Source organism: Pseudomonas sp. S9, assembly GCF_000222125.1.
GTDB classification, from domain to species: domain Bacteria; phylum Pseudomonadota; class Gammaproteobacteria; order Pseudomonadales; family Pseudomonadaceae; genus Aquipseudomonas; species Aquipseudomonas segetis.
The window spans coordinates 25909-49880 of record NZ_AFFX01000009.1; the positions used below are offsets into that span (position 1 = coordinate 25909).

Consider the following 23972-nt stretch of genomic DNA (forward strand, 5'->3'; position numbering starts at 1 on the left):
AGAATGACCGTCATGCGTAAACTGATCATCGAGCCTTTAAGCAAAGAAGCATTCGCCCCCTTTGGCGATGTCATCGAGACCGAAGGCAGCGAGTATTTCATGATCAATAACGGGTCAACTCGCCGCTATCACAAACTGGCCACAGTCGAGACCGCACAGCCAGAAGATAAGGCGATCATCAGCATTTTCAGCGCTGAAGCGTTAGAGATGCCACTGACCCTGCGCATGTTGGAACGCCATCCGCAGGGCAGCCAGGCGTTTATACCGCTGCTCGGCAACCCCTTTCTGATCGTGGTCGCGCCAGTTGGCGATGCACCTGAATCAGAGCTTGTCCGTGCTTTCCGCAGTAACGGAAAACAGGGCATTAATTACCATCGCGGCGTTTGGCACCATCCGGTGCTTACGATCGAAAAGCGGGATGACTTCCTGGTGGTTGATCGCAGTGGTTCTGGTAACAACTGTGATGAGTACTTCTTTACCGAGGATGCCCAACTGCTCCTCGACCCCCACCAATAAGAGAAGCCCAGGGGACCCGATACAGGGCACTGGGAAAGAGGTAAAGACTGTGGAAGCACATTTGATTGAATGGCTGAACCTGAGCGTGCGCTGGGTTCATATGATCGTCGGTATCGCCTGGATCGGCGCATCCTTCTATTTCGTCTGGCTGGAAAACAACCTTAACCGCGTAAACCCCAAAGACGGCCTTTCCGGCGACTTATGGGCCATTCACGGTGGCGGAATCTACCATCTGGAAAAATACAAGCTGGCGCCCCCAAAAATGCCGGAAAACCTGCATTGGTTCAAATGGGAGGCCTACTGGACCTGGATGTCCGGCGTCACCTTGCTGATGATCGTTTACTACCTCAACCCATCGCTTTACCTGATTGCTCCAGGCAGCGACCTGACTCCTGCCGCAGCCATTGCCATCGGGATCGGCTCGCTGATCACGGGCTGGTTCGTCTACGACATTCTGTGTGACTCGGCCCTGGGCAAAAAACCTGCCCTGCTCGGCCTGGTGCTGTTTGTCCTGCTGGTTGGTGCGGCATTTGGCCTGAGCCAGGTGTTCAGCGGTCGTGGCGCCTATATTCATGTCGGCGCAATCATCGGCACCATCATGGTCGGTAACGTATTCCGCACCATCATGCCCGCACAGCGTGCACTGGTTAAAGCCATTGAAGAAGGCAGCACGCCAGATCCGGCATTGCCTGCCAAAGGCCTGCTGCGGTCGCGCCACAACAACTACTTCACCCTGCCGGTGCTGTTCATCATGATCAGCAACCACTTCCCGAGCACCTACGGCAGCAGCTACAACTGGCTGATCCTGGCGGGTATTGCGATCGCCGCCGTGTTGATTCGTCATTACTTCAACACTCGCCACAACAGCAACAGGTTTGCCTGGGCACTGCCCGCCGGCGCGCTGGCGATGATCTGCCTGGCCTATGTAACAGGTCCGGCTTCGCAGCCGACCAGCACTGTTGCCAGCAACCATGCCGCGATCAAATACGCACCGCTGCCAGGCACTGCCAAGCCCGGCCCAGGCGCTGATAAAAATGCACGCAACCAACCCGAGCAGGCTTCTAGCGAACCCGCTCAGGCCAGCGCTGATACAACTGGAGCCAGCGGGAGCGATAGTTTCGAGCAGGTCGATAGTGTCATCCAGACCCGCTGCACCGTTTGCCACTCAGCCAAACCGAGCAGCCCGATGTTCAGCGCAGCGCCGGCAGGCGTGATGTTTGATACACCGGCCCAGATCCAGCAAATGGCTGCACGTATCCAGGCACAAGCGGTCGCCACCCAAACCATGCCACTGGGCAACATCACACAGATGACCCAGCAAGAGCGTGACCTGATTGGTAAATGGATCGCCGACGGCGCCCAGATCAACTAATCAACACCAATGCCGCACCTGCAAGGGTGCGGCATTTTTGTATCCAGGGCCTGTTATCGAGCGCCCACCTTGCTTGCATAAAACTTAACAGCCATCGCTCGACGCGCATGACTGATCAGCGACTTACAAAAATAAAAGTGCCTGAGGTGTTTGCATGTCCCAGTTGAAATCACCACTGCCTGCTGTTGCGGCAGTCGATCAACGCCTGCCCCTGCTGCAAATGATACTGGTAAGCCTACAACACGTATTGTTGATGTACGGTGGCGCGGTTGCCGTGCCCTTGATCATTGGTGAGGCCGTGGGTTTACCCCGTGAGCAAATTGCTTTTCTGATCAATGCAGACCTGCTTGTTGCTGGCATCGCCACCTTGGTTCAGTCACTGGGCATAGGGCCAGCAGGTATTCGCATGCCTGTGATGATGGGTGCCAGTTTCGCAGCCGTTGGCAGCATGGTGGCCATGGCAGGTACGCCCGGCATTGGCCTTACCGGCATATTCGGTGCCACGATCGCAGCGGGTTTCTTTGGCATGCTGATCGCCCCCTTTATGTCGCGCATCGTCAATTTCTTTCCTGCCCTGGTCACAGGCACAGTGATTACTTCGATTGGCCTGTCGCTCTTCCCTGTGGCGCTCAACTGGGCTGGCGGAGGCAATGCCGCATCGCAATTTGGCGGTCTCCAATACCTTGCAGTTGCAGGCCTGGTCTTACTCTCCATCCTGCTGATCAATCGCTTCATGAGCGGTTTCTGGGTGAACGTGTCGGTACTGATCGGCATGCTCCTGGGCTATATCATCTCCGGCTGTCTGGGCATGGTTGACCTTGGCGGACTGGAACAAAGCCCCTGGTTCCAGGTGGTGACACCCTTGCACTTTGGCATGCCTGAGTTTCAATTGGCGCCAATCTTGTCGATGTGCCTGGTCGTGGTGATTATCTTCGTTGAGTCCACCGGCATGTTCATCGCCCTGGGCAAGATCACGGATGTAGAAATTACACCGAAACTGCTGCGTCGCGGCTTGCTCTGTGATTCAGGCGCATCATTCATTGCCGGATTCTTCAACACATTCACCCACTCGTCGTTCGCGCAGAATATAGGCCTCGTGCAGATGACGGGTGTGCGCAGTCGCTTTGTCACCGCTTCTGCCGGACTGATACTGCTGATACTCAGCCTGCTGCCCAAGGCGGCCTATCTGGTTGCCTCGATCCCACCGGCCGTGCTCGGCGGCGCAGGCCTGGCCATGTTTGGCATGGTCGCAGCCACCGGTATCAAGATTCTCCAGGAAGCGGATATAGCGGATCGGCGCAATCAACTCCTGGTCGCGGTCAGCATCGGCATGGGCCTGGCTCCAGTGGTGCGCCCCGAAATATTCGCGCAGTTGCCACAATGGATGGACTCTATCACCCACAGCGGGATCGCAATGGCTACCCTCAGCGCTGTCTCGCTCAATATCCTGTTCAATGTGCTCGGCGGTACACAGCGCGTATCAGGCAAGCACCACGCCACGGCACACTAGCCTTCCTTCAGAGCTGGGCGCCTGCCTGGCTCTACTCCCTGCAATTGCAAATAAGCTGCTCCGCTCTCAAAAATCAAAATCTGCCGCTGTGTCAGCCTGTGTGACCGGCGGTTCATTTTTTGTGCACAATAATTAAATAAATTGTTTTTCAGCTTGTAAACATATTGTTATAGTCCCTTTATCTTGACCGAATAGACAGCTTTTAGGTCGCCGGGGGACCATGGCTAACCCATGGAACTATTGGCAGGCCCACGACTACAGCCAAACGGTGCTGCAAGGCGTGCGCCTGGGACCGCCCAGCAGGCCATGGGAGGCCACCGTCTTCGCCAAGCCAGCGCTGGGGTCAATAGTCACGAACATATCCTGCCAAGGGCTGCGGCACGGCGCAGGGAGCAATGCGTTATTAAGTCCAAAAACAATAAGGAAAACTTGATGAACCTGAAGCACCTGCCTCACGGCCTAGCCCTAACAGCCGGTTTGATCGCCGGTCAGAACGCACTGGCTGATGACCTGCTGCTATGGCAAAGCAACAGCCTCAGCTACCTCTACGGCAGTAATTTCCAGCGCATGAACTACAACGCCGAAGAACAACGCTCGCAGAGCACCTTTACCTTTGAACACGCCAGTGGCTGGGTCTGGGGCGATGTCTTTTATTTTATCGACTACGTCAATGCCGATAACACCCAGTCGCGTGGCAGTTTCAGCAATAACACCTTCGAGCAAAAGGAACACAACACCTTCTACTACATGGAGTTTTCACCGCGTGTCAGCCTGAGTTGGCTGAGCGGCCAAGACCTGTCTGCGGGCCCGCTTAAGGACGTGAAAGCCGCATTCACCTACGAAAAAGGCGAAGGTGGTCCCGGCACCGAGAACTACCTGTACGGCTTAGGCTTTGATTGGGATGTGCCGGGTTTTGCCTTCTTCCAGACCAACCTGTATCGGGTAAAGATCAACAAGCAGGTGTTCTTTGCCGACAGCAATAGCAATGGCTACACCACCCAACTGACGGTTGCAGGCGCCTACCCCTTTGCTGTCGGTGATCAAAGTTTCCTGGTCGACGGCTACGTCGACTGGCGCGCGCCATCCGATGAAGCCGGAACCCAAACCTCGGTCGGCTCATCGATTCAGATCAAGTGGGATGCTGGCAAGGCGCTGTTCAATCAGGAAAGCAAGCTATACATCGGTACCGAGTTGAACATGTGGCATAACAAATACGGGGTCAAGCCGGTCGACGGTTCTACTGATGGCTTCGACCAGACAGCTGTCCAGGCCTTGGTGAAATACTACTTCTAAAAACCCAATGCTCGACCAAAAGGCAATTACGCAACAGCGTAGTTGCCTTTTTTATGGGTAAAACCAAACGACAGGCGCTTGTCTGGCCTATTCTTGATGCCGTGTGATGGCATAATAAAAAGTGCTGCTTTTGGATGCAGACTTGGTGCCGACAGACGCCTTGCCACTCTTGGTATGCACGCCCGTCAAGACGCTTGCCCAAGGGTTATGCTGCAGAGAGTTCAACCTAATAACCACTCAATTACAGGGACGCAAAATGCTTGACTATGTCGCCTTGGGCCTGATTCTTTTTGTGGGCGTGGTGCTGTTCTACGGCATTATCGCGCTGCATGATATCCCCTACGAGATTGCAGTTAGTCGCAACCACCCCCATCAAGACGCCATTCACGCCACGGGCTGGGTCAGCCTGTTCACCTTGCATGCGCTTTGGCCATTCTTGTGGATCTGGGCCATGCTCTATCGCGAAGACCGTGGTTGGGGCCTATCTGATGGCCAGTCGCCCAAGAACCATATCGAACACCTAGAAGCCCAGGTCGCGGATTTACAGCAGCGCCTAAGTGCACTTGAAGCGACGACAACTTCAGTGCCAGCCCCTGAACAGCCCTCTTCGACTCATCAGAGCGAGGAGCGCTGATCATGGAAACATTAATGGTCCTGACCTATGCCGCATTCTGCATTGCAGTTTTCAAGGTGTTCAAGATACCGCTCAATAAGTGGACGATTCCAACAGCGGTACTAGGCGGCATATTGCTACTTGGCTCGCTGATCTTTGCCATGAACTACAACCACCCCTACTCCGAGGCCACACGCTCGTACTTTGTCTCTACCCCGATAAACCCGGCAGTTAGCGGCATAGTTGCCGAGGTACCGGTAAAACCGAATCAACCGCTGAAAAAGGGCGATGTGCTGTTCCGCATCGACTCGACCCCCTTCCAAGCCAAGCTTGACTCGCTGAAAGCCCAACTCGTTTCCGCCAGGGCCGACCAGAATCGTGCGGCTGAACTGGTTAAGCGCAATGTAGGCAACCGCCGGAATCTCGACCTGGCCAGAGCCAGTGTCGAAGACCTCAACGCGCAGATTGTGGCAGCCCAGTACAACCTCGACCACACCACGGTTCGTGCACCAGCGGATGGCTTTGTCACGCAGGTCTCGCTGCGCCCGGGAGTGCGTGCCGCACGCTTCCCAATATCGCCGTCGATGATTTTTATCCCGGACGAGCAGCGTTACTACACCGCCTGGATGCGCCAGAACAGCCAGCTACGCCTGGAAGTCGGTGATGACGCCGAAATTGCCTTTGACGGCATTCCGGGACAGGTCTTTTCCGGCAAGGTCAGCGCTATCTACAAGGTGATTGGCGAAGGCCAGGTCCGTCCAAGCGGCGATATGATCCGTTATTCCAATGCACCACCACCAGGCCGGGTCCCGGTATTTATCGAGATTACCGATCCCAAGTTTGATCAGTACCGCGACCGCATGCCGGGTGGCGCATATGCGCAGGCGGCCATCTACAGCAAGCACCTTGAGGATCTGGCGATAATGCGCAAGATACTGCTGCGCATGGCATCCTGGCTCAACTACATCTTCCCGTTCCATTAAAACTCGCCCTCGAAAAACGCCCCAATCGGGGCGTTTTTTTTGCGCGCCGCACAGCCTTGGTGCTGCAAACCCTAACATCCGCCCAAGTCATGTCAGCTGACCGGACCTGATTAGTGTGCAAAAAATATAGTTTTTGTACGTAATTTTTCATGTTTTGTTGCCTCTAGTATCCATTAATGTGTACAACGGCAGACTTACACCACGCGTTAACGGACAAAGCGGCACAGTTCATGCTCATACAGGCCAACTACCTCAAGTCATCGACCGAAGCATAAAGGACGTTCAAATGCCCGATGAAAATCTAAAAATAAAAAACATCGAACCTAGCCTCTACAACGAAGACCTGGCCCCGCTGGAACACCACAAGCGAACATGGGGCAGCTTTGAAATATTCAATGTCTGGTCCAATGACATCCAGAGCCTGTTTGGCTATACCCTTGCGGCAACCTTGTTTATCTCATACGGACTGAGTGGCTGGGCCGTATTGTCAGGCATCGTTCTTGCCGGTTTTATCGTGATGTTGCTGGTACAACTCACGGGCAAGCCCAGCGTCAAGTACGGTATTCCCTTTCCGGTAATGGCCCGTGCCAGCATGGGTGTTCGTGGTGCAAACTTCCCCGCAGTGGTGCGCGGTATCGTCGCCATTTTCTGGTATGGAGTGCAGACCTACTTCGCCTCAACCGCTGTAGCGCTGCTGCTTAACTCATTATTTGCCACGGGTAACGAGAGCACTTTCCTGGGCATGACAGCATTGGGTTGGCTGTCGTACGTGATTGTATGCATCTTTCAGGTAGCGTTGTTTATCCGCGGCATCGACTGGATCACCAAATTCCTCAACTGGGCCGGACCACTGGTCTATGCGGTCATGATCGCCTTGATGATCATGATCTGGTACAAAGCCGGCCCATCGCTGCTGAGCGAGCTGAGCACTATTTTCCGCGGCACCGGTGACTACAAAGCCGGACCGGTTGCTGCATTCGCCGCAGTCGTTGGCACCATGGTGGCTTATTTTGCCGCTGTGGTTATCAACTACGGCGACTTTGCCCGCTTCGTCAAAACCGAAAAGCAAATGACCCTGGGCAACTTCCTTGGCTTGCCGGTGAGCCTGGCAATTTTCTCGATGATCGCCCTGGTGATCACAGCCGGTACCGTCGTGGTCTTTGGTGAAACACTGACCAATCCGACCGACATTATCGCCCGCGTCGATAACCTGACCCTGACAATCATCGCTGCTGTCACCTTCTTTGCCGCCACGGTTGGCATCAACCTGGTCGCCAACTTTATTCCACCCGCCTACGACATCGCCAACCTGGCACCTGACCGCATCAGTGCCCGCACCGGTGGTTTCATCACTGCCGCCATTGCGTTTTTTATTGGCGCCTTGTGGGTCTCGTTTATCAGCCAGGTCGGTATTGCCGGTTTCGTTGATACCCTGGGCGCAGTCCTCGCCCCGCTCTACGGCATTCTTGTTGCCGACTATTACCTGATCAGCAAGCAAAGGCTCAATTTGCAAGATCTGTTCAGCGCAGAGGAAGGTGCAAGCTATTACTACGATGGTGGCTGGAATCGTAAGGCGATGCTCGCCTTTGGCGTTGCCTCCATCTTCTCCATCGCCACTGTCTGGGTACCAAGCCTGCAAATTTTCAATGGCTACTCATGGCTGTTCGGCGCCCTGCTCGGCGCAGCGTTTCATTACCTGTTGATGCGTGGCCATGGCGCCAGTATTCGCACTGCAACGACTGAACCAAGCAATTGACCTTCAAGCACCGTCGCTCAGCCAAGGCCGGGCGATAACGACTGCATAGGGTATTGACCCGCGCTCTACCAAGGACCTGGCGACTATGAAAATACGTGTAATTAACCCCAACACTACTGCCAGCATGACCGACAAAATCGGCGAAGCTGCAAAACGAATTGCCGCGCCCGACACGCAGATCATCGCCTGCACCCCTGCCAGTGGGCCTGTTTCAATTGAAAGCCATTTTGATGAGGCAATCAGCGCTGTCGGCGTTATTGAACAGGTCATGGCGGGTGAACGTGACGCCACTGATGCCTACATCATCGCCTGCTTTGGTGACCCAGGCCTGCTTGCCGCCCGCGAACTGACCCGAGCGCCTGTTATTGGTATTGCCGAAGCGGCATTCCACCTGGCGACGATGATCAGCACCCGTTTTTCGGTCGTCACCACGCTGGGGCGTACCGGCATTATTGCCGAGCACCTTCTACAGTCCTATGGGTTTGCTCATCATTGTCGTCGCGTGCGCGCTGCGGAGATCCCAGTGCTGGATCTAGAAGACGATGGCGCTCGTGCGCTTGAGTTGATCATCAACGAGTGCCTGCGCGCCAAGAAGGAAGACAACATAGGCAGCATCGTTCTTGGCTGTGGCGGCATGGCCGACCTGACAGGGCAAATCAGCGACGCGGTGGGGTTACCAGTAGTTGAAGGGGTAACTGCCTCAGTCAAGCTTGCCGAAACACTGGTCAGCCTTGGCCTGGGCACAAGCAAATTCGGTGACCTCGACTTTCCTCGGGCAAAAGCATTTACGGGGCAGTTTAGCGATTTCAGCGCTAAATAGAATCGACCACGCCTAACGTCAGTACATCTAACAATAAGGAATGACAATGGACAGTCTAAGCACTGCGGCTCAAGGGCAAGTCACGGCGACCAAGGCACCTGGCGAAGAGTCCCTAGCGCCTCAACAACAGCGAATCATGGGCAGGATCTCCTACCTCCTCGCCTGGTTTGGTGGCTGTGTATCAATCGGAACATTTGCCATGGGTTCGAGCATTGTCGGCACCCTTAACTTACTGCAGGCATGCGTGGCCATTGGCATTGGCTGCCTGGTTATTGGTGTGGCCCTGGCATTTAATGGCGCGGCCGGCTACAAGTACGGTATTCCATTCATGGTGCAGGCGCGCAGTGCATTTGGCTTCAGTGGCACACGCTTTCCGGGTTTGGTTAGGGCAGTGCCAGCGATTGTCTGGTACGGATTTCAGAGCTGGATTGGTGCAGGCGCCTTGAATGCGGTGTCCTCGACACTGTTCGGTTTCGACAACCTGGTGCTGTTCTTTGTAGTTTTCCAGTTTTTGCAAATTGGCCTGTCGATGTATGGTTTCCAAGGCATCAAATGGTTGGAAAATATTGGCAGTGGCTTCATCCTGCTATCGCTGATCTATATGTTCTACAGCGTGATCAACCGCTACGGTGCCGAAATCACCACCAATCTGGTCAATATCGAAGGCACCTGGGGGCTACCATTTTGGGGTGCGACAATGCTTTTTCTGGGCATATACAGCACTATGATGCTCAACGTCAGCGATTACTCGCGCGAACTCAAACAAGGCACTGGCCCAGGCTTGCTGACCGTCATCTACGCCATGTCGATCCTGCCATGCACACTGTTTATGGGCTTGATTGGCTTGATGGTCTCAGGCGCTACCGGTGTTTCCGACCCCATACAGGTGTTTTCCAGCGCCGTTGACAACACCCCGCTACTGGTCGCTACCCTGCTGTTTATCGCCTTTGCCCAGGTGACCACCAACGTTTTGAATAATGTGGTACCACCAACCTACATTCTGATGGACGTGTTCAAGCTGCGCTTTCGTACAGCCACAGTGCTGGTCGGTTTACTGGCGTTCTGTACCTTCCCATGGGAATTGGTCAAGGACGAATCATCTGCTGGCCTGCAAATATTCGTGCAGACTTACTCTGCATTCCTCGGCCCCATCTTTGCAGTACTAGTGGTTGATTACTTCATCCTGCGCCGACGCACCCTCGATATCGCCAAACTATACGACGAACAAGGTCCATATCGCGGTGTTAACTTCGCAGCCATCATCGCCTCACTGCTTGGTGCCGTTGTAGCACTAAGCCTTTCATCGGTGTCCTGGTATGCCAGCCTGATTCCAGCAGGTTTAAGCTATTACCTGTTGATGCGTCATTGGTCTATATGTGCACGCTTTCGCCAATAGAAAACAAGGCCTGCAGAACCCGAGGTTGCGCAGGCCGAAGTGACTTATCCGCCCGCAGCTGCCTTGGCTTTTTGGCGCTTGAGGAAATCGACCTTCCATTGCTCCATGCCCATGAATTCAGAGTCTAGGTTGGCCTCGACCTGGTATTTGTCTTTCAGGGCAGCCACTTCAGCGCTGTGCTCGATCAAAAAGCGATCGAAGCGCTGAATCAACTCAGGATATTTGATGCTGGAAAGCTCAAAGCTGCCCCGTGTATGGGGCAGCTTTGGGTCAAACACCAAAGCCCCAGGCCGTGCACGAATAGTGTCCAGGTAATGCGTGGCCACCACCACATTGAAATAGGCACCGTCAGTGTCCTTCTTCAGGGCTTGCTGGATCATTTTGCGCAAGTCGGCGCTGTAGCTGAGGCTAACCTGCTTGTTTTCGACTTGCTGCTCATAGGCCCAAGGCGTCCAACCCTCGACAATCGACAAGCGCTTTAACGCCGTCAACGGCTGTCCAACCCGTGCGGGCGCGACCAATACACCATCAACGTAATCAACCACTGGCTGGCTGTAGCTCAAGGTCTTGCCTGCTTTGTACGCCTGGGCCCAGAGATCGCTGTCTGGGTATTTGAAATCCACCTGTCCTTCCAGCAATGCCGGCAACAACTGGTTAACCGGCAATGGACGATACTCCAGCTCGATACCGCTGCTGGTGGCGAACAAGTCCAGAACCTCGCGGGCGAAGCCCTGATAGTGGCCCTGTTTATCAATGCTGTAGTGCGGAGCAAAGGACAGGGCCTCGACCCCGACCACATAGCGCTGCGCGGCAACAGGGGCAGATACAAGTAAAATCGACAAGCAGCAGAGGTGACGGTGCTTCACAGCAACCCTCCTGGTTATTGTTGTTGGTTTGGGTGGTGCCACAGGGCATTTTCTGGAGACGACTAGCCGCCAGTCATACTCATAAACCTGACGACCTGGACTTGCTCATCAGTGGCGAAATGATGCCGCTCAGGCTTTAGCTTGAGTGCATCCTGCAAGGTATTGCGCAGCAGTTGGCTATTGCCGGGGTTGTTGCGCATAAGCTGTTTTAAATCCAGGGCTCCCTCGTTACCCAGGCACAGCACCAGCTTGCCTTCGGCAGTGACCCTGACCCGATTACATGCACTACAAAAGTTATGGCTATGCGGGGAAATAAAGCCTACCTGGGTCTGGCTACCCTCAACCTGCCAATAGCGCGACGGCCCGCCCGTGACCTTGGCGCTGCGTCTCAGGACAAAACGCGATGACAGACGTTGGCGCACCTCATCACTGGAGCAAAACGTCAACTGGCGTTGATGGCTGGTGATAGCGCCCAACGGCATCTCTTCGATAAAACTGATATCCAGGCCACGAGCGACCGCGAACTCCACAAGTTCAACCACCTCATCATCATTGCGGCCGGTCTGTACCACGCAGTTGAGTTTGATCTTGTGGAAGCCTTGCGCGCGTGCGACATCAATCCCGGCAATCACTTGCTCGAGCCGATCGCGCCGGGTGAACTCGGCGAAGCGATCCGGCCTTAACGAGTCAAGGCTGACGTTAAGCCGATTGACCCCGGCCGCATGCAACTGCGGCGCAAGTTCGGCCAATTGCGAGCCGTTGGTGGTAATTGCCAGGTCCTCAAGCTCCGGTCGCTGGCCCAGGCGCTGTAGCAGGCCCAGCAGGTTCTTGCGCACCAGTGGTTCGCCGCCGGTGATGCGGATGCGCTTGACGCCCAGGCCAATAAAGGCATCCGCAACCGAATAGAGTTCTTCGAGGCTAAGGATCTGCGAACGCGGCGCAAACACCATGTCTTCGCTCATGCAATAGGTGCAGCGAAAATCGCAACGGTCGGTAACCGACAGCCGCAAATAAGTGATGCGCCGACCAAAGGGATCGACCAATTGGGCGTTTTGCACAGCAAGCCTCCAAAATCCCTGAAGCGAAACACGCTAAAGATAGGCGAACGATACAAGCAGATAAGACGGGCATTGTACAGAATTACCTGACTTTAAAGTCAGAATATTCCAATTAGACCAGCCAACTTGAGCCAGTCGCAACGCCGGTGCTAACATGCCCGACCGCCGCCCGAGGCCGGGCGCAACATGGACATTTAGAGGCTTATGACCAGTATCCGCGAGCGCAACAAAGAGCTGATTCTGCGAGCTGCCAGCGAAGAATTCGCCGATAAAGGCTTTGCGGCGACCAAGACCAGTGATATCGCCGCCAAGGCGGGCTTGCCAAAGCCGAACGTCTATTACTACTTCAAATCCAAAGAGAACCTCTACCGCGAGGTGCTTGAAAGCATTATCGAGCCATTGCTGGCAGCCTCTGCGCCCTTCAACCAGCCAGGCCAACCGGCTGAAGTGCTGACCGGATACATTCGCTCGAAAATCCGTATCTCACGCGACTTTGCCTTTGCCTCCAAAGTCTTTGCCAGCGAGATCATGCACGGTGCGCCACACTTGAGCAGCGACCAGACCGAACAGCTCAATGCGCAAGCCAAGCACAATATTTCCTGTATCCAGCGCTGGATTGATCAAGGCCTGATGGCCAAGGTCGACCCCAACCACCTGCTATTCAGCATCTGGGCTGCCACCCAGACTTATGCAGATTTCGACTGGCAGATATCCACCGTGACCGGCAAGGCCAAACTCGACGATGCTGATTATGATGCCGCCGTCGATACCATTACCCGCCTGGTACTCAAGGGCTGTGAAATCAAGCAGCACACCGCCGACGCATCGGAACAAGTCACCAGCACCTGAGCCTGCAATCACGAACCCGGCAGGCTGTAGCTGAGAATTACAGACATAAAAAAACCCGCACTTGGCGGGTTTTTTATGTCGAGGATTAATCCTCGCGATAACGACGCAGCTTGAGCGGCTTGCCCCCGACGCGAGTGTCCTTGAGCTTGCCAAGCAAACGATCGAGGCCCTCTTCCGGCAACTCAACCAGGCTGAAGCTCTCGCGAATCTGGATACGACCAATGGCTTCACGTGCCAGGCCACCCTCGTTGAGGATTGCACCAAGCAGGTTTTTCGCAGCGATACCATCACGCGCACCCAGCGCGGTACGGCAACGAGCACGGCCCTCTGCCAAAGGCATAGGCGCACGGCGCTCACGATCACCACGAGCTGGACGCTCGCCACGATCAGGACGATCACCACGGTCACGTGGACCGCTGCTCGGAACCAAAGGCTGCTCTTTCTCGACATCGGCCAAGGTCAGTGCCTGGCCGTTGGTCGCTTTGCGCAACAGTGCAGCTGCCAGCGCACGCGGGCTGCAACCGATATCGGCAGTCAGGCGGTCAAGCAGATCGCCATGGCTTGCTTCGGCATCGGCAACCAGTGGCGCCAGGCTGGAGGTCAACTTCTTGATGCGGGCATCGAGAACCTGCTGGGCGTTTGGCAATTTGACTTCACCGACCTTCTGCCCGGTTACGCGCTCAATTACCTGCAGCATGCGGCGCTCGCGCGGCGTTACCAGCAACAGTGCGCGACCTTCGCGACCGGCACGGCCAGTACGGCCGATACGGTGTACATAGGACTCTGGATCGTACGGCATGTCGACGTTGAATACGTGGGTGATACGCGGAACGTCAAGGCCACGGGCAGCAACGTCGGTAGCAACCACGATATCCAGGCGACCATCCTTGAGCGAGTCGATAACACGCTCACGCTGGTTCTGGGCAATGTCACCGTTCAGCGCAGCCGCTTTATAGCCTTTGGCTTCCAACGCACTGGCCAGGTCCAGGGTCGCTTGCTTGGTGCGCACGAAGGCGATCAAGGCATCGAACTCTTCAACTTCGAGCAAACGCAGTACAGCGTTTACTTTCTGGTCGGCGTGGATCAGCAGGTGAGCCTGTTCGATACGTGCAACAGTCTGGGTCTTGGCAGCAATCTTGATGTGCTGTGGCGACTTCAGGTGCTTTTCAGCAATGGCGCGGATCGAGTGTGGCAAGGTTGCCGAGAACAGCACGCTCTGGCGGCTTTCTGGCATGGCCTGGAAGATCACTTCCAGATCATCCATGAAGCCCAACTTGAGCATTTCGTCCGCTTCGTCGAGCACCAGGTGCTGAATGGTCGAAAGTACTTTTTCATCGCGGCGCAGGTGGTCAACCAAACGACCTGGGGTTGCAACTATAACCTGCGCCCCCTGACGGATAGCCTTGAGCTGCGGGCCCATTGGCGCGCCACCGTAGACGGCAACGACATTCAAGCCTGGCATCTGCTTGGAATAGGTTTCGAACGCGGTAGCCACCTGCAAAGCCAGCTCACGGGTCGGCGCGAGAATCAGCGCTTGTGGCTCACGCTTGGCTGGGTCGATGCGGCTCAGTAATGGCAGCGCGAATGCTGCAGTTTTACCGGTACCGGTTTGTGCCTGGCCGATCATGTCGTGGCCGGCGAGAATAACAGGGATGGCTTGCTGCTGGATCGGAGAAGGTTCTTCGTAGCCAACTGCGGTCAGGGCTGCGAGAATATTTTGGGTAAGTCCGAGCGCGGCGAAGCCGCCGATTTCCTGGGTCATGGGTCTGCCTCTAAGTGCATCCGCAAAGACCCATGCTCCAAAGCTGCGCATGCCGTGTAAGACCCTGGGGTCACCCTGGCAGCCGTGTCGGCGGGGATTTGCGAAAACGTATGATAATTGAATCGTCAAGGATAGCCCGTTATACGGACTGGCTGCCGAGGAAAGCCCCCCAGCGAGTTGCACTACCTGAACGCGGCCAAGAATTGACCGGCGCGCACTATACCGGAAAAGCTGACAAATGTGACGGTTTTCCGTTAATTAAACTCAAACACTGCCAAACGGTCATATTTTTAAGCCCTGTCCACACAGCCGCTGCAGTTCGTGGACAAGCTCAATCATGAAGGCTATACCCCAGTAAACCTCGAATATGTAGAAGGATCTTTGCTTATGAGCGCAAGCAACGCCGGACAGGTCAGTCGTGAAAAACGCGACCACGTAATGTTGATTGGCCTGGATCGATGCGCCAAACGTAATGCCTTTGACCTCGATATGCTCAACGACCTTTGCATGGCTTACGGTGAGTTCGAACGTGATGATGATGCACGCGTAGCCTTGATATTCGCCCATGGCGAGCATTTCACTGCCGGTCTCGACCTGGCCAGCATAGGGCCGGAGTTCACCTCTGGATGGCAAGTGCCTGCTGGCGGGGGGGGGGCGCGGCCGGAGTTCACCTCTGGATGGCAAGTGCCTGCTGGCGGTTGCGACCCATGGGGGGTGTTTGGCGGCCCACGGGTGAGCAAGCCGGTGATAGTTGCAGCAAAGGGTTATTGCTACACCATTGGTATCGAATTGATGCTGGCCTCTGATATCAACCTGTGCGCCAGCAATACCCGTTTTGCGCAAATGGAGGTTCAACGCGGCATCTTCCCATTCGGTGGCGCCACCTTGCGCCTGCCGCATATCACCGGCTGGGGCAATGCAATGCGCTGGCTGCTGACCGGCGATGAATTTGACGCCCATGAAGCCTATCGCCTGAGCCTGGTCCAGGAAGTACTCGCCAGTGAGGAGTTGATGCCACAGGCCTTGTGGCTTGCGGGGCGAATTGCCGCACAAGCGCCACAAGCCGTCCGCGCGACATTGGCGTCTGCCCGCCAGACGGTTCGTGAAGGCGAAGCAGCGGCAGCGGCCAGCTTGCATCCAACCCTGATGAAGCTGATGAAAACCGAAGATGCCAAGGAAGGCCTCAAAGCCATGCTTGAACGCCGCCCTGGAGACTTCAAGGGCCGCTGAACCCATTAGCCAATCTCCATTGGATACATACTGATGTTGTTTGCGCGCCGATGGACAAGCTGCGCTTGTCGCATCCTACGAGCGCAGAAACACCAGCTTGGCTAACTGGCGGGGCGCAACGCAGTGATCAAGGGCTGCAGCGAATAGCCAAGCTCTGGGGCCAGGCGTTCGGCCCGTGCCTGCAAGCCAGGCATGTCCAGTACCTGATCAAGTTCGGCGGGAACCAGCAACATCACATTGCCCTCTTTGACCGGACACTCCCAATAATGCCGATTGAACAGCCCGCGCAGTAAAGCTGCGCCCAATGGCTTGCCATCATCGGTTGCCCACTGGTTGATAATCAACCAGCCACCGGGGTTGAGCTTGCGCTGGCAATCCTCAAGAAAACGCCACGCCAGATGGGCAACTCCAGGGCCGTGGTCGGTGTACAGGTCAACGAAAATCAGATCCGCGGTTTTAGCACGGGGCAGCAGGTCCATGGCATCGCCAATACGCACGGTCAACCTCGGGTCGTCATCAAGACCGAGGAACTCCATGGCCAGGCGCGGGACATCGGCGCGCAACTCGATGGTTTCAACATCATCGAGCGGCAGGAACTTCAGGCATGCCTGGGTCAGGTTACCGGCGCCCAACCCCAGAAACAGCGCCGTTTCCGGTGACTCATGGGCCAGCGCCCCAAGAAACATTGCCCGCGTATAGTCGTACTCAAGCCAACTGGGATCAGCGCTGAAGACGCAGCTCTGCTCAATCGCATCGCCGAACTCTAGAAACCGGTATTCACCGATTTCAACCACACGAATCACACCGAATGCGTCATGCACTTCAGCCAGCAAACGCTCTTCTTGCAACTCATCTTCCGGAGGTAATCCAGGCATAACCCGCTCTCTACCGTGACATCCCTGACCAGGATATGTCGGGGAAAGGCGCCGATTGTCATTGAAGTAGGCCCCCGCGGTCACGCAATAATTAACCCAGTTATCGAGCATTGCGCGGCATGCGCGGCTATCGGCCTTAACAACAATAACAACGCCAGAGGTTACATATGTACGCCATTATCGGCGCAGGCCCAATGGGCTTGTGCACTGCACGCCAACTGAAAAAGTATGGCATCGACTTTATTGGCTTCGAGCTTAACGGCGATGTGGGCGGCTTGTGGGATATCGATAACCCGCACAGCACCATGTACGAGTCGGCCCACCTGATCTCATCAAAGGGTACGACCCAGTTCAGCGAGTTTCCGATGGGCGAAGATGTGGCGCCCTACCCGCATCATAGTCAAATGCGCCGTTACTTTCGCGACTATGCCGAGCACTTCGAGCTGCGCCCCCATTACCACTTCAACACCCGCGTTATTGAAATCCAGCGCTTGGACAAAGGTTGGAAGCTGATCAGCGAACATGACGGCGAGCAACGTAGCTGGCAGTTCGATGGCGTGCTGATCGCCAACGGCACCCTGCACAAACCCAATATGCCAAAGCTGCCGGGCACCTTCAGCGGCGAACTGATGCACTCCAGCGAATACTCAAGCCCCGAGGTATTCAGCGGCAAACGCGTGCTGATTGTCGGTTGTGGCAACTCGGCCTGTGATATTGCGGTCGACGCGGTGCACCGCGCAGCCTCGGTTGATCTTTCGGTCCGCCGCGGCTATTACTTCCTGCCCAAGTTCATCCTGGGCAAACCGACAGATACCTTTGGTGGCGCTGTCAAGCTACCGCGCCCCATGAAGCAGTTTATCGATGGCCTGTTGATCCGCGCCCTGGTTGGCAAGCCGTCCAATTACGGTCTGCCTGACCCCGACTACAAGCTCTATGAATCGCACCCGGTGATGAACTCACTGGTTCTGCACCACCTGGGTCATGGCGATATCAAGGCGCGGCGTGACATCGCGAGGATTGATGGCCAGCAAGTGACGTTCAGCGACGGCCAAACCGCCGAATACGACCTGATTCTGCAAGGCACCGGCTACAAGCTGGATTACCCCTTTATTGCCCGTGAACACCTCAACTGGCCAGCCCAGGTCGGCGCCCCGCAGTTGTACCTCAATGTCTTTCACCCCGAGTACGATGACCTGTTCATGATGGGCATGGTCGAGGCATCCGGCCTTGGCTGGCAAGGGCGCGACGAGCAGGCGGAATTGGTGGCCTTGTATATCCATCAATTGCAGCAAGGCAGCGCGGCGGCCAGGGCATTCCAGGCAATCAAGCGCGAGCGCGCGAGCATTCGTCTCGACGGAGGCTATAACTATCTTGAGTTGGAGCGCATGGCCTACTACGTGCACAAAGACACTTATCGGCAAAGTATCGCCAAGCACAGCGCAGAGCTAAAAAGTGAACTGGCCAGCCAGTCAGCAGCGTTTATCAGCAGCAGCGCGCAGTAGGGATCGTTTGTGGAAAACGTAGCGATTCAATTCGACCCATCGAGCCTGATCCTGATCAACCTCATCCTGGCGGTGATGATGTTTGGTGTTTCCCTTGATCTCAAAATCGATGATTTCAAGCGCATCGCCCGTGAGCCCAAGGCGCCAGCCATCGGCTTGGTTGCGCAGTTCATTCTGCTTCCGGCATTGACCTGCCTGGCCTGTTGGGCGTTGAAGATCGAGCCCATGCTGGCAATGGGCATGGCGCTCGTTGCTGCCTGCCCCGGTGGCAGCTTCTCCAATATCATGACCTGGATGGCGCGCGGCAATGTGGCGGTGTCGGTGAGCATGACGGCAGTATCCAGTGTGGCTGCCAGTGTTTTAACCCCGCTCAACTTTGGCCTGTACGCCTGGCTAAACCCCTATACACGCCCGCTGCTGACCGAGATATCGATTGATCCGCTGAATTTACTATTGATGGTGCTGCTGGTGCTTGGCTTGCCGCTGGTACTTGGCATGTGGGTTGGCAAAGGCTTCCCTGGCCTGTCGAAGCGTATCGAAAAACCCCTGCGCATCTTTGCATTGCTGGTCATGCTGGCATTTGTCGGGATCGCCTTTAGCAAGAACTTCGAGCAATTCCTCAGCAACTTCCATCTGTTCTTCTGGTTGGTAGTCGCACATAACGCCCTGGCACTGTCGACTGGCTATATCAGCGCCCGCTTGAGTGGCTTGCCAGCGGCTGATCGCCGTGCAATCACCCTTGAGGTCGGCATCCAGAACTCGGCGCTGGGGCTGGTGATCATATTCACCTTCTTCCCCCAGGCCAGCGGCATGTTGCTGATCGCTGCATTCTGGGGTTGCTGGCACTTGGTCACCGGCCTGAGCCTGGCTTATTTGTGGTCACGCAGGCCACCCGCTGACGCCATATCCACCCTCAATAAACTGACGCCAGCCGGAGAAAAACAGTTATGAAAGTCGTCCTTATAACTGGCGCCGCCAGCGGCCTCGGCTGGGAACTTGCGCGCGCCTGCCATGCCCGAGGTCATGCCCTGCTGCTGACAGACATCGATGCTGTCGGCCTGGCTGAGCGTATTGAGCAACTCGGTGGCGAACAGGTGCTGGGCATTGCTGGCGACATCACCGACCCTGAGACTCACGGCCAATTGTTGCAAGCCTGCACAGAGAAATTCACACGCCTTGATCTGTTGATCAACAACGCGGGCATTACCCATCGCTCACCCACCGTCAAGACTCAAACTGCGGTCTTTCACAAGGTCATGGCCGTTGACTATCACGCGCCATTGGAACTCACCCTGAGCGCCCTGCCCTTGTTGCGCGAAAGCGCTGGCCAGGTCGCGGCAATTGGCTCAATGGCCGGTTGGATGCCAGTGCTGGGCCGGGCAGGCTATTGCGCGGCGAAAAGCGCACTGAGCCAGAGCTTCGAGGTGCTGCGCGCAGAAATCGCGCAACAAGGTATCGGCCTGTTGATGGTTTACCCAAGCTTTCTCGACACCCCCATTGACCGTAATGCGCTGGGCGCCGATGGCAAACGCGCCGGGCATGCGCGCTCGACCATCGGCCAGATTCGAGGCGCAGACTGGATGGCTGAACAAATACTGGTCGCCCTGGAGCAACGCCGCGAACGCTTGTTTCCTGATCGTGGCAGCTGGCTTGCCAGCTTGTTGTGGCGAATCGCTCCGGCCTATTACTACAAGAAAATGAGCCAGCGGTTTGCCGGAGAAATGGAATAAGGCTCATCAATCACCATCACAGAGAAATCCATGCGGCATGACCAGCGCCCCTTGAGCATCCACCGATGGCTGGGAGTGGACAAGGTGCTTAACGCCCTGAAAGTTTCTGTAACTCAATACCCGCTTAAAAGAGAAACCTAATGGAACTGGCTTGGATTGCCCTGGGCATATTCATATTGCTCGCCTATACGCTTGAAGCCGTTACCGGCTTTGGCAGTATCGTGATTGCCTTTTCACTCGGCGCACTGCTGCTGCCAATCGAGCTGCTGTTGCCGATCCTGGTACCGCTCAATATCTGCATGACCGGTTACTTGAGCTGGCGCTACCGCAAACTGATTGACCTAAAACTGTTGCTTGGCATGATCCTGCCAGGCATGGCAGTCGGCACCATTATTGGCTATGCGTTGCTGCCGGTAATCGATGCCCAGTTGGCCAAGCGCGCTCTCGGCGTGCTGATACTGGTGTTTGCCGGGCGCGAGCTGTTGCGCCTGCGCACATCAAGCGTCAGTCATGCGCGACCACTTTGGCAAAACCGGATGATCACAGTGGCCGCAGGTATTAGCCACGGCCTGTTTGCTTCTGGCGGCCCCTTGCTGGTCCATGCGCTGGCCGGAAACACACTGGATAAAAGCCGCTTTCGCGCCACTCTGGTTTGCGTCTGGTTCAGCCTCAATTCGTTGCTGACCCTGGCCTTTATGCTCGACGGCAGGCTCTATCCGACGCTGCCTCAGGTCGCGTTCTACGCACCACTGTTACTCATCGGCGTCTGGCTGGGCGAACGCCTGCACCGGCATGTCAATGAGCAGTATTTCCGCATAGCCATTTACAGCCTGCTGTTGGTAACCGGCTGTCTGTTGCTGATACCGCGTTAAGCAACCTCTGAGTCCCTGGAGCCTTTATGAACTACGACATAATTATAAAAAACGGTTTGTACTTCGACGGTAGCAACCAGCCCGGCCAGGTTCGTCACCTCGGTATACGTGATAATCGCATCGACGCGGTCAGTCTCAGCGCACTGGATGAAACCGGCTGCGAGCAGGTTATAGACGCCACTGGAAAATGGGTGACGCCCGGTTTTATCGAGATTCACTCGCACTATGATGCCGAGGTCATTGCCGCGCCCGCACTTAAAGAATCAGTGCGCCATGGCGTGACGACCGTCACCGTCGGTTCCTGCTCGATCAGCATGGTGCTGGCGGATGCCGAAGACTGCTCCGACCTGTTTACCCGGGTCGAAGCGGTACCACGCGAGTACGTGCTACCTATACTGCAACAGAACAAGACCTGGCGTGATGCGGCCGGTTATCGCCACTTTTACAACCAGCATCCGCTAGGTCCGAACCTGTGCTCATTTCTCGGCCATTCCGAACTGCGCGTTGCAGTAATGGGGCTTGAGCGCGCGACGAGCAAGGTCAAACCCACCGAAGCCGAGCTGCAACGCATGGAGCAACTGCTTGAAGAGGCGCTAGATGCCGGCTGTCTCGGCCTGTCGGTCATGACTACCCGGCTAGACAAGATGGATGGAGATCGTGCCTGGTCAAGCCCGCTACCCTCCACCTTCGCCAACTGGCACGAGTTTTCGCGCCTGTTCGCCATCCTCCGTCGCCGCAACGCGCTGATGCAGGGCGCGCCCGATGCAGTCACCAAGATCAATGTGTTCGCCTTTCTCTGGCAAGCCCACGGCTGGTTCAGGCGCCCGCTGAAGAGCACCATGCTCACCGCGCTGGATCTCAAGTCCCAACCCATGCTGCACCGCTTCACCCGCTTTTCGGGCTGGGTGGCCAATAAATTGCTGCGCGGGAATTTTCGCTGGCAAACCCTGCCTGCGCCGTTCACCTTGAGTCTGGAAGGGCTTAATGTGAACGCATTCGAGGAATTCGGTGCGGGCGAGATACTGCGCAACCTGAAGGAGCCGGATGAGATTTACGCCAAGGTCAATGACCCCGCGTTTCGTACCCTGTTCAAAAAACACGTCAAGGCCATTTTCACCATTGGTCTATGGCACCGTGACTTCTCGGACTGCTGGGTTACCGGCTGCCCGGATGCTTCGATGATCGGTAAAAACTTCGAACAGTTGGGCCGTGAGCGCGGTGTTGATGCAGTCGATGCCTACTTCGACATCGCCACCCAGTATCGCGACCAGCTCAAGTGGCAGACCTGCTACGGCAACCATCGGCCAGAGGTCATGCACAAGTTGCTCGCCAGTGACTGGACCCAGCCTGGTTTTGCCGACTCCGGCGCGCATTTGCGCTCTATCGCCCAATACAACTTTGCCCTGCGCCTGCTCAAGTATGCACGCGACGCCGAACTGGCAGGCAATGCCTTTATGGATACCGGACGCGCAGTACACCGCGTCAGTGGCGAGCTTGCCGACTTTATCGGTATCGACGCGGGCTATATTCGCGTTGGTGATCGTGCCGACGTTGTCATTATCAACCCCGAAGGCCTGACCGATGCCCTGGACGCAATTTGCGAGGCGCCAATGGAGGTGCTGGGCTTGCAGCGCGTAGTGAAACGCAATGACGAGGCGGTTGAATACACCCTGATTAACGGTCGCATTGCCTATCAACGCGGCCGGGAATTCGCCGATGAACTAGGCAAGCAGCAAGGTTTTGGTCAGTTCCTTGAAGGTCGGGACGTTCTGGCGCGTCAACCGACAGCACAACAGGCAGGCCTCAAACCCGCCACAACCTGCTGACCCAGTTGCAGAACCCGCTGACATGGCTTGTACCTGTCAGCGGGCATTGCCATGGGGTTATTTGACCTGGGCAACCTCCTCCTCGACCAGGTTTATCAGTTGCTCAGAGCCAAAGCTGGGTAGCGATCTACCGTTCACGAAAAAGGTTGGCGTCTGCCTGATACCCACCGCTTTTGCATCGGCTGCGTCTTTTTCCAGGGTCGAGGTGATATCCGCGCTCATCATTTCTGCCTTGGCCTTATCAACATCCAGGCCCGCCTGTTCGGCTGCCGCCCAGGCCATTGTGACTTGCGGATCATCATGCCACTGCGGCTGAGAAGCCATCACGGCCTCCAGCACCTGCGGATAAACGCCCTGCTTACGGGCGGTTTCGAGAATGCGCGCAGCAGTTTCCGAGCCCTCATGAAACAGCACATAACGTAGCACCAGGCGTACATCATCGGGGTTGTCCGCCAGCAGCTTCTTCACCAAGGGAAAGAAGGCGCGACAGGCCTCACAGGAAGGGTCGAAAAATTCGACAATAGTCACTGGCGCGCTGGCAGAGCCGATCACCGGCGAGTGAAAGCGAACCAGCGAACTGGCCGCTGCTGGTGGCGTTGCAGCCTGCTCCGGGGCTTGCGCCGACTTGAACCACAGGGCGCCCCCAGCAAAGGCGATGACCAGCACGCTGGCAATCACCAGCACAGTTAAACCTCTGTTCATTGGGTAGATCTCCGGGAAATCATCAAAAGAAGCATGCAGATAAGGCTGAATACGATCAGCGACAGCACAGGCAGCGCGATAGCACCGAAAATGGCCATATTGCTGCTGGAACACGAACCACCTGCCCCGCAGGGCTGGATGCTGTCGCCGAAAACACCGAAATACAGCAGGCTGTGGTAAAGCGCGACTAACCAACCAAGGCCGGCAATCGGCAAGGCATAGCGCCACACGGTGGCGTCGGAGCGGTAACAGGCGACACCCAGCACTATCGCCAGCGGAAACATGAACACTCGCTGAAACCAGCAAAGATTGCAGGGCGCCTGGCCCATCACCTCACCGATAAACAGCGCACTCAAGCTGGCCACCAGCGCCAGCGCCCAGGCGCAGAGCAGCAAGTGCCAAGCGCTGAACAGCTGGGCCTTGTTGGATGGGGCGATCATG

21 protein-coding genes and 1 pseudogene are annotated in these 23972 nt (G+C 56.1%); 16 read left to right on the forward strand and 6 right to left on the reverse strand.

Annotated elements, in window-relative coordinates; translation table 11 throughout:
• Positions 1–12 precede the first annotated feature (12 nt).
• The 9 genes from PSES9_RS0116355 to PSES9_RS0116395 all read left to right on the forward strand — a co-directional run bounded on the left by PSES9_RS0116355 (position 13) and on the right by PSES9_RS0116395 (position 10259).
• Positions 13–516, forward strand: a complete 504-nt coding sequence (locus tag PSES9_RS0116355; protein ID WP_010488730.1) for an ureidoglycolate lyase — start codon at positions 13–15, stop codon at positions 514–516.
• A 49-nt stretch (positions 517–565) separates the two neighbouring features.
• Positions 566–1888, forward strand: coding sequence for a urate hydroxylase PuuD (locus tag PSES9_RS0116360; protein ID WP_010488732.1), 1323 nt, complete (start codon positions 566–568; stop codon positions 1886–1888).
• A 154-nt stretch (positions 1889–2042) separates the two neighbouring features.
• Positions 2043–3398 carry a nucleobase:cation symporter-2 family protein gene (locus PSES9_RS0116365; protein WP_010488734.1) on the forward strand — a complete coding sequence of 452 codons (1356 nt, stop codon included), beginning with the start codon at positions 2043–2045 and terminating at the stop codon, positions 3396–3398.
• Between the two features lie 432 nt (positions 3399–3830).
• Complete coding sequence (locus PSES9_RS0116370; protein WP_010488736.1) at positions 3831–4691, forward strand: outer membrane protein OmpK; 861 nt, start codon at positions 3831–3833, stop codon at positions 4689–4691.
• A gap of 256 nt (positions 4692–4947) precedes the next feature.
• Positions 4948–5325, forward strand: coding sequence for a DUF3302 domain-containing protein (locus PSES9_RS0116375; protein WP_010488738.1), 378 nt, complete (start codon positions 4948–4950; stop codon positions 5323–5325).
• Between the two features lie 2 nt (positions 5326–5327).
• Positions 5328–6287, forward strand: coding sequence for an HlyD family secretion protein (locus PSES9_RS0116380; protein WP_010488740.1), 960 nt, complete (start codon positions 5328–5330; stop codon positions 6285–6287).
• Between the two features lie 286 nt (positions 6288–6573).
• Positions 6574–8043, forward strand: coding sequence for an NCS1 family nucleobase:cation symporter-1 (locus PSES9_RS0116385; RefSeq protein ID WP_010488741.1), 1470 nt, complete (start codon positions 6574–6576; stop codon positions 8041–8043).
• 85 nt (positions 8044–8128) lie between these two features.
• Positions 8129–8863: an aspartate/glutamate racemase family protein gene (locus PSES9_RS0116390; protein WP_010488743.1), complete on the forward strand. Its 735-nt coding sequence runs from the start codon at positions 8129–8131 to the stop codon at positions 8861–8863.
• A gap of 46 nt (positions 8864–8909) precedes the next feature.
• Complete coding sequence (locus tag PSES9_RS0116395; protein ID WP_010488745.1) at positions 8910–10259, forward strand: NCS1 family transporter; 1350 nt, start codon at positions 8910–8912, stop codon at positions 10257–10259.
• Positions 10260–10303: 44 nt separating this feature from the next.
• Here the strand turns inward: PSES9_RS0116395 and PSES9_RS0116400 are convergent, their stop codons facing one another.
• Positions 10304–11125: a transporter substrate-binding domain-containing protein gene (locus PSES9_RS0116400; protein ID WP_010488747.1), complete on the reverse strand. Its 822-nt coding sequence runs from the start codon at positions 11123–11125 to the stop codon at positions 10304–10306.
• A gap of 62 nt (positions 11126–11187) precedes the next feature.
• Positions 11188–12183, reverse strand: coding sequence for a GTP 3',8-cyclase MoaA (gene moaA / locus PSES9_RS0116405; RefSeq protein ID WP_010488749.1), 996 nt, complete (start codon positions 12181–12183; stop codon positions 11188–11190).
• A gap of 204 nt (positions 12184–12387) precedes the next feature.
• Between moaA and PSES9_RS0116410 the strand changes: the two genes are divergently transcribed.
• Positions 12388–13032, forward strand: a complete 645-nt coding sequence (locus PSES9_RS0116410) for a TetR/AcrR family transcriptional regulator (RefSeq protein WP_010488751.1) — start codon at positions 12388–12390, stop codon at positions 13030–13032.
• Between the two features lie 85 nt (positions 13033–13117).
• Here PSES9_RS0116410 and PSES9_RS0116415 read toward each other — a convergent pair.
• A pseudogene (locus tag PSES9_RS0116415) lies at positions 13118–14828 on the reverse strand (DEAD/DEAH box helicase).
• Positions 14829–15181: 353 nt separating this feature from the next.
• On the opposite strand from PSES9_RS0116415, the gene PSES9_RS0116420 reads away from it, so the two are divergent.
• Positions 15182–16024 (forward strand): crotonase/enoyl-CoA hydratase family protein, encoded by an 843-nt coding sequence (locus PSES9_RS0116420; protein WP_010488756.1) that lies wholly within the window; start codon positions 15182–15184, stop codon positions 16022–16024.
• A 101-nt stretch (positions 16025–16125) separates the two neighbouring features.
• On the opposite strand, the gene PSES9_RS0116425 is transcribed toward PSES9_RS0116420, so the two are convergent.
• Entirely contained in the window at positions 16126–16899 is a 774-nt protein-coding gene (locus PSES9_RS0116425; protein ID WP_010488758.1) for a spermidine synthase, read from the reverse strand.
• 167 nt (positions 16900–17066) lie between these two features.
• Here PSES9_RS0116425 and PSES9_RS0116430 point away from each other — a divergent pair, with 167 nt between their 5' ends.
• The 5 genes from PSES9_RS0116430 to PSES9_RS0116450 all read left to right on the forward strand — a co-directional run bounded on the left by PSES9_RS0116430 (position 17067) and on the right by PSES9_RS0116450 (position 22829).
• The gene (locus tag PSES9_RS0116430) at positions 17067–18401 is read left to right on the forward strand and encodes a flavin-containing monooxygenase (protein WP_010488760.1); all 1335 of its coding nucleotides are present in this window, start codon (positions 17067–17069) and stop codon (positions 18399–18401) included.
• 9 nt (positions 18402–18410) lie between these two features.
• Positions 18411–19352 (forward strand): bile acid:sodium symporter family protein, encoded by a 942-nt coding sequence (locus tag PSES9_RS0116435; RefSeq protein ID WP_010488763.1) that lies wholly within the window; start codon positions 18411–18413, stop codon positions 19350–19352.
• Positions 19349–20131: an SDR family NAD(P)-dependent oxidoreductase gene (locus tag PSES9_RS0116440; RefSeq protein ID WP_010488765.1), complete on the forward strand. Its 783-nt coding sequence runs from the start codon at positions 19349–19351 to the stop codon at positions 20129–20131. The genes PSES9_RS0116435 and PSES9_RS0116440 overlap by 4 nt, the downstream gene beginning before the upstream one ends.
• 140 nt (positions 20132–20271) lie before the next feature.
• Complete coding sequence (locus PSES9_RS0116445) at positions 20272–21003, forward strand: sulfite exporter TauE/SafE family protein (protein WP_010488767.1); 732 nt, start codon at positions 20272–20274, stop codon at positions 21001–21003.
• Positions 21004–21029: 26 nt separating this feature from the next.
• On the forward strand, positions 21030–22829 hold the full coding sequence (locus tag PSES9_RS0116450; protein WP_010488770.1) for an N-acyl-D-amino-acid deacylase family protein: 1800 nt from the start codon (positions 21030–21032) through the stop codon (positions 22827–22829).
• 57 nt (positions 22830–22886) lie between these two features.
• Here PSES9_RS0116450 and PSES9_RS0116455 read toward each other — a convergent pair whose 3' ends face one another.
• Positions 22887–23531, reverse strand: coding sequence for a DsbA family protein (locus tag PSES9_RS0116455; RefSeq protein ID WP_010488772.1), 645 nt, complete (start codon positions 23529–23531; stop codon positions 22887–22889).
• Positions 23528–23971, reverse strand: coding sequence for a disulfide bond formation protein B (locus tag PSES9_RS0116460; RefSeq protein WP_010488775.1), 444 nt, complete (start codon positions 23969–23971; stop codon positions 23528–23530). Before PSES9_RS0116460 ends, PSES9_RS0116455 begins: the two co-directional genes overlap by 4 nt.
• Between the last annotated feature and the right edge of the window lies 1 nt (position 23972).

Bases quoted from the DNA above. Each gene is read 5' to 3' on its own strand.
- PSES9_RS0116355 (WP_010488730.1), top strand. From the start codon at position 13: ATGCGTAAACTGATCATCGAGCCTTTAAGCAAAGAAGCATTCGCCCCC.
- PSES9_RS0116365 (WP_010488734.1), top strand. From the start codon at position 2,043: ATGTCCCAGTTGAAATCACCACTGCCTGCTGTTGCGGCAGTCGATCAA.
- PSES9_RS0116370 (WP_010488736.1), top strand. From the start codon at position 3,831: ATGAACCTGAAGCACCTGCCTCACGGCCTAGCCCTAACAGCCGGTTTG.
- PSES9_RS0116375 (WP_010488738.1), top strand. From the start codon at position 4,948: ATGCTTGACTATGTCGCCTTGGGCCTGATTCTTTTTGTGGGCGTGGTG.
- PSES9_RS0116380 (WP_010488740.1), top strand. From the start codon at position 5,328: ATGGAAACATTAATGGTCCTGACCTATGCCGCATTCTGCATTGCAGTT.
- PSES9_RS0116385 (WP_010488741.1), top strand. From the start codon at position 6,574: ATGCCCGATGAAAATCTAAAAATAAAAAACATCGAACCTAGCCTCTAC.
- PSES9_RS0116390 (WP_010488743.1), top strand. From the start codon at position 8,129: ATGAAAATACGTGTAATTAACCCCAACACTACTGCCAGCATGACCGAC.
- PSES9_RS0116395 (WP_010488745.1), top strand. From the start codon at position 8,910: ATGGACAGTCTAAGCACTGCGGCTCAAGGGCAAGTCACGGCGACCAAG.
- PSES9_RS0116410 (WP_010488751.1), top strand. From the start codon at position 12,388: ATGACCAGTATCCGCGAGCGCAACAAAGAGCTGATTCTGCGAGCTGCC.
- PSES9_RS0116420 (WP_010488756.1), top strand. From the start codon at position 15,182: ATGAGCGCAAGCAACGCCGGACAGGTCAGTCGTGAAAAACGCGACCAC.
- PSES9_RS0116425 (WP_010488758.1), bottom strand. From the start codon at position 16,899: ATGCCTGGATTACCTCCGGAAGATGAGTTGCAAGAAGAGCGTTTGCTG.
- PSES9_RS0116430 (WP_010488760.1), top strand. From the start codon at position 17,067: ATGTACGCCATTATCGGCGCAGGCCCAATGGGCTTGTGCACTGCACGC.
- PSES9_RS0116440 (WP_010488765.1), top strand. From the start codon at position 19,349: ATGAAAGTCGTCCTTATAACTGGCGCCGCCAGCGGCCTCGGCTGGGAA.
- PSES9_RS0116445 (WP_010488767.1), top strand. From the start codon at position 20,272: ATGGAACTGGCTTGGATTGCCCTGGGCATATTCATATTGCTCGCCTAT.
- PSES9_RS0116450 (WP_010488770.1), top strand. From the start codon at position 21,030: ATGAACTACGACATAATTATAAAAAACGGTTTGTACTTCGACGGTAGC.
- PSES9_RS0116455 (WP_010488772.1), bottom strand. From the start codon at position 23,531: ATGAACAGAGGTTTAACTGTGCTGGTGATTGCCAGCGTGCTGGTCATC.
- PSES9_RS0116460 (WP_010488775.1), bottom strand. From the start codon at position 23,971: ATGATCGCCCCATCCAACAAGGCCCAGCTGTTCAGCGCTTGGCACTTG.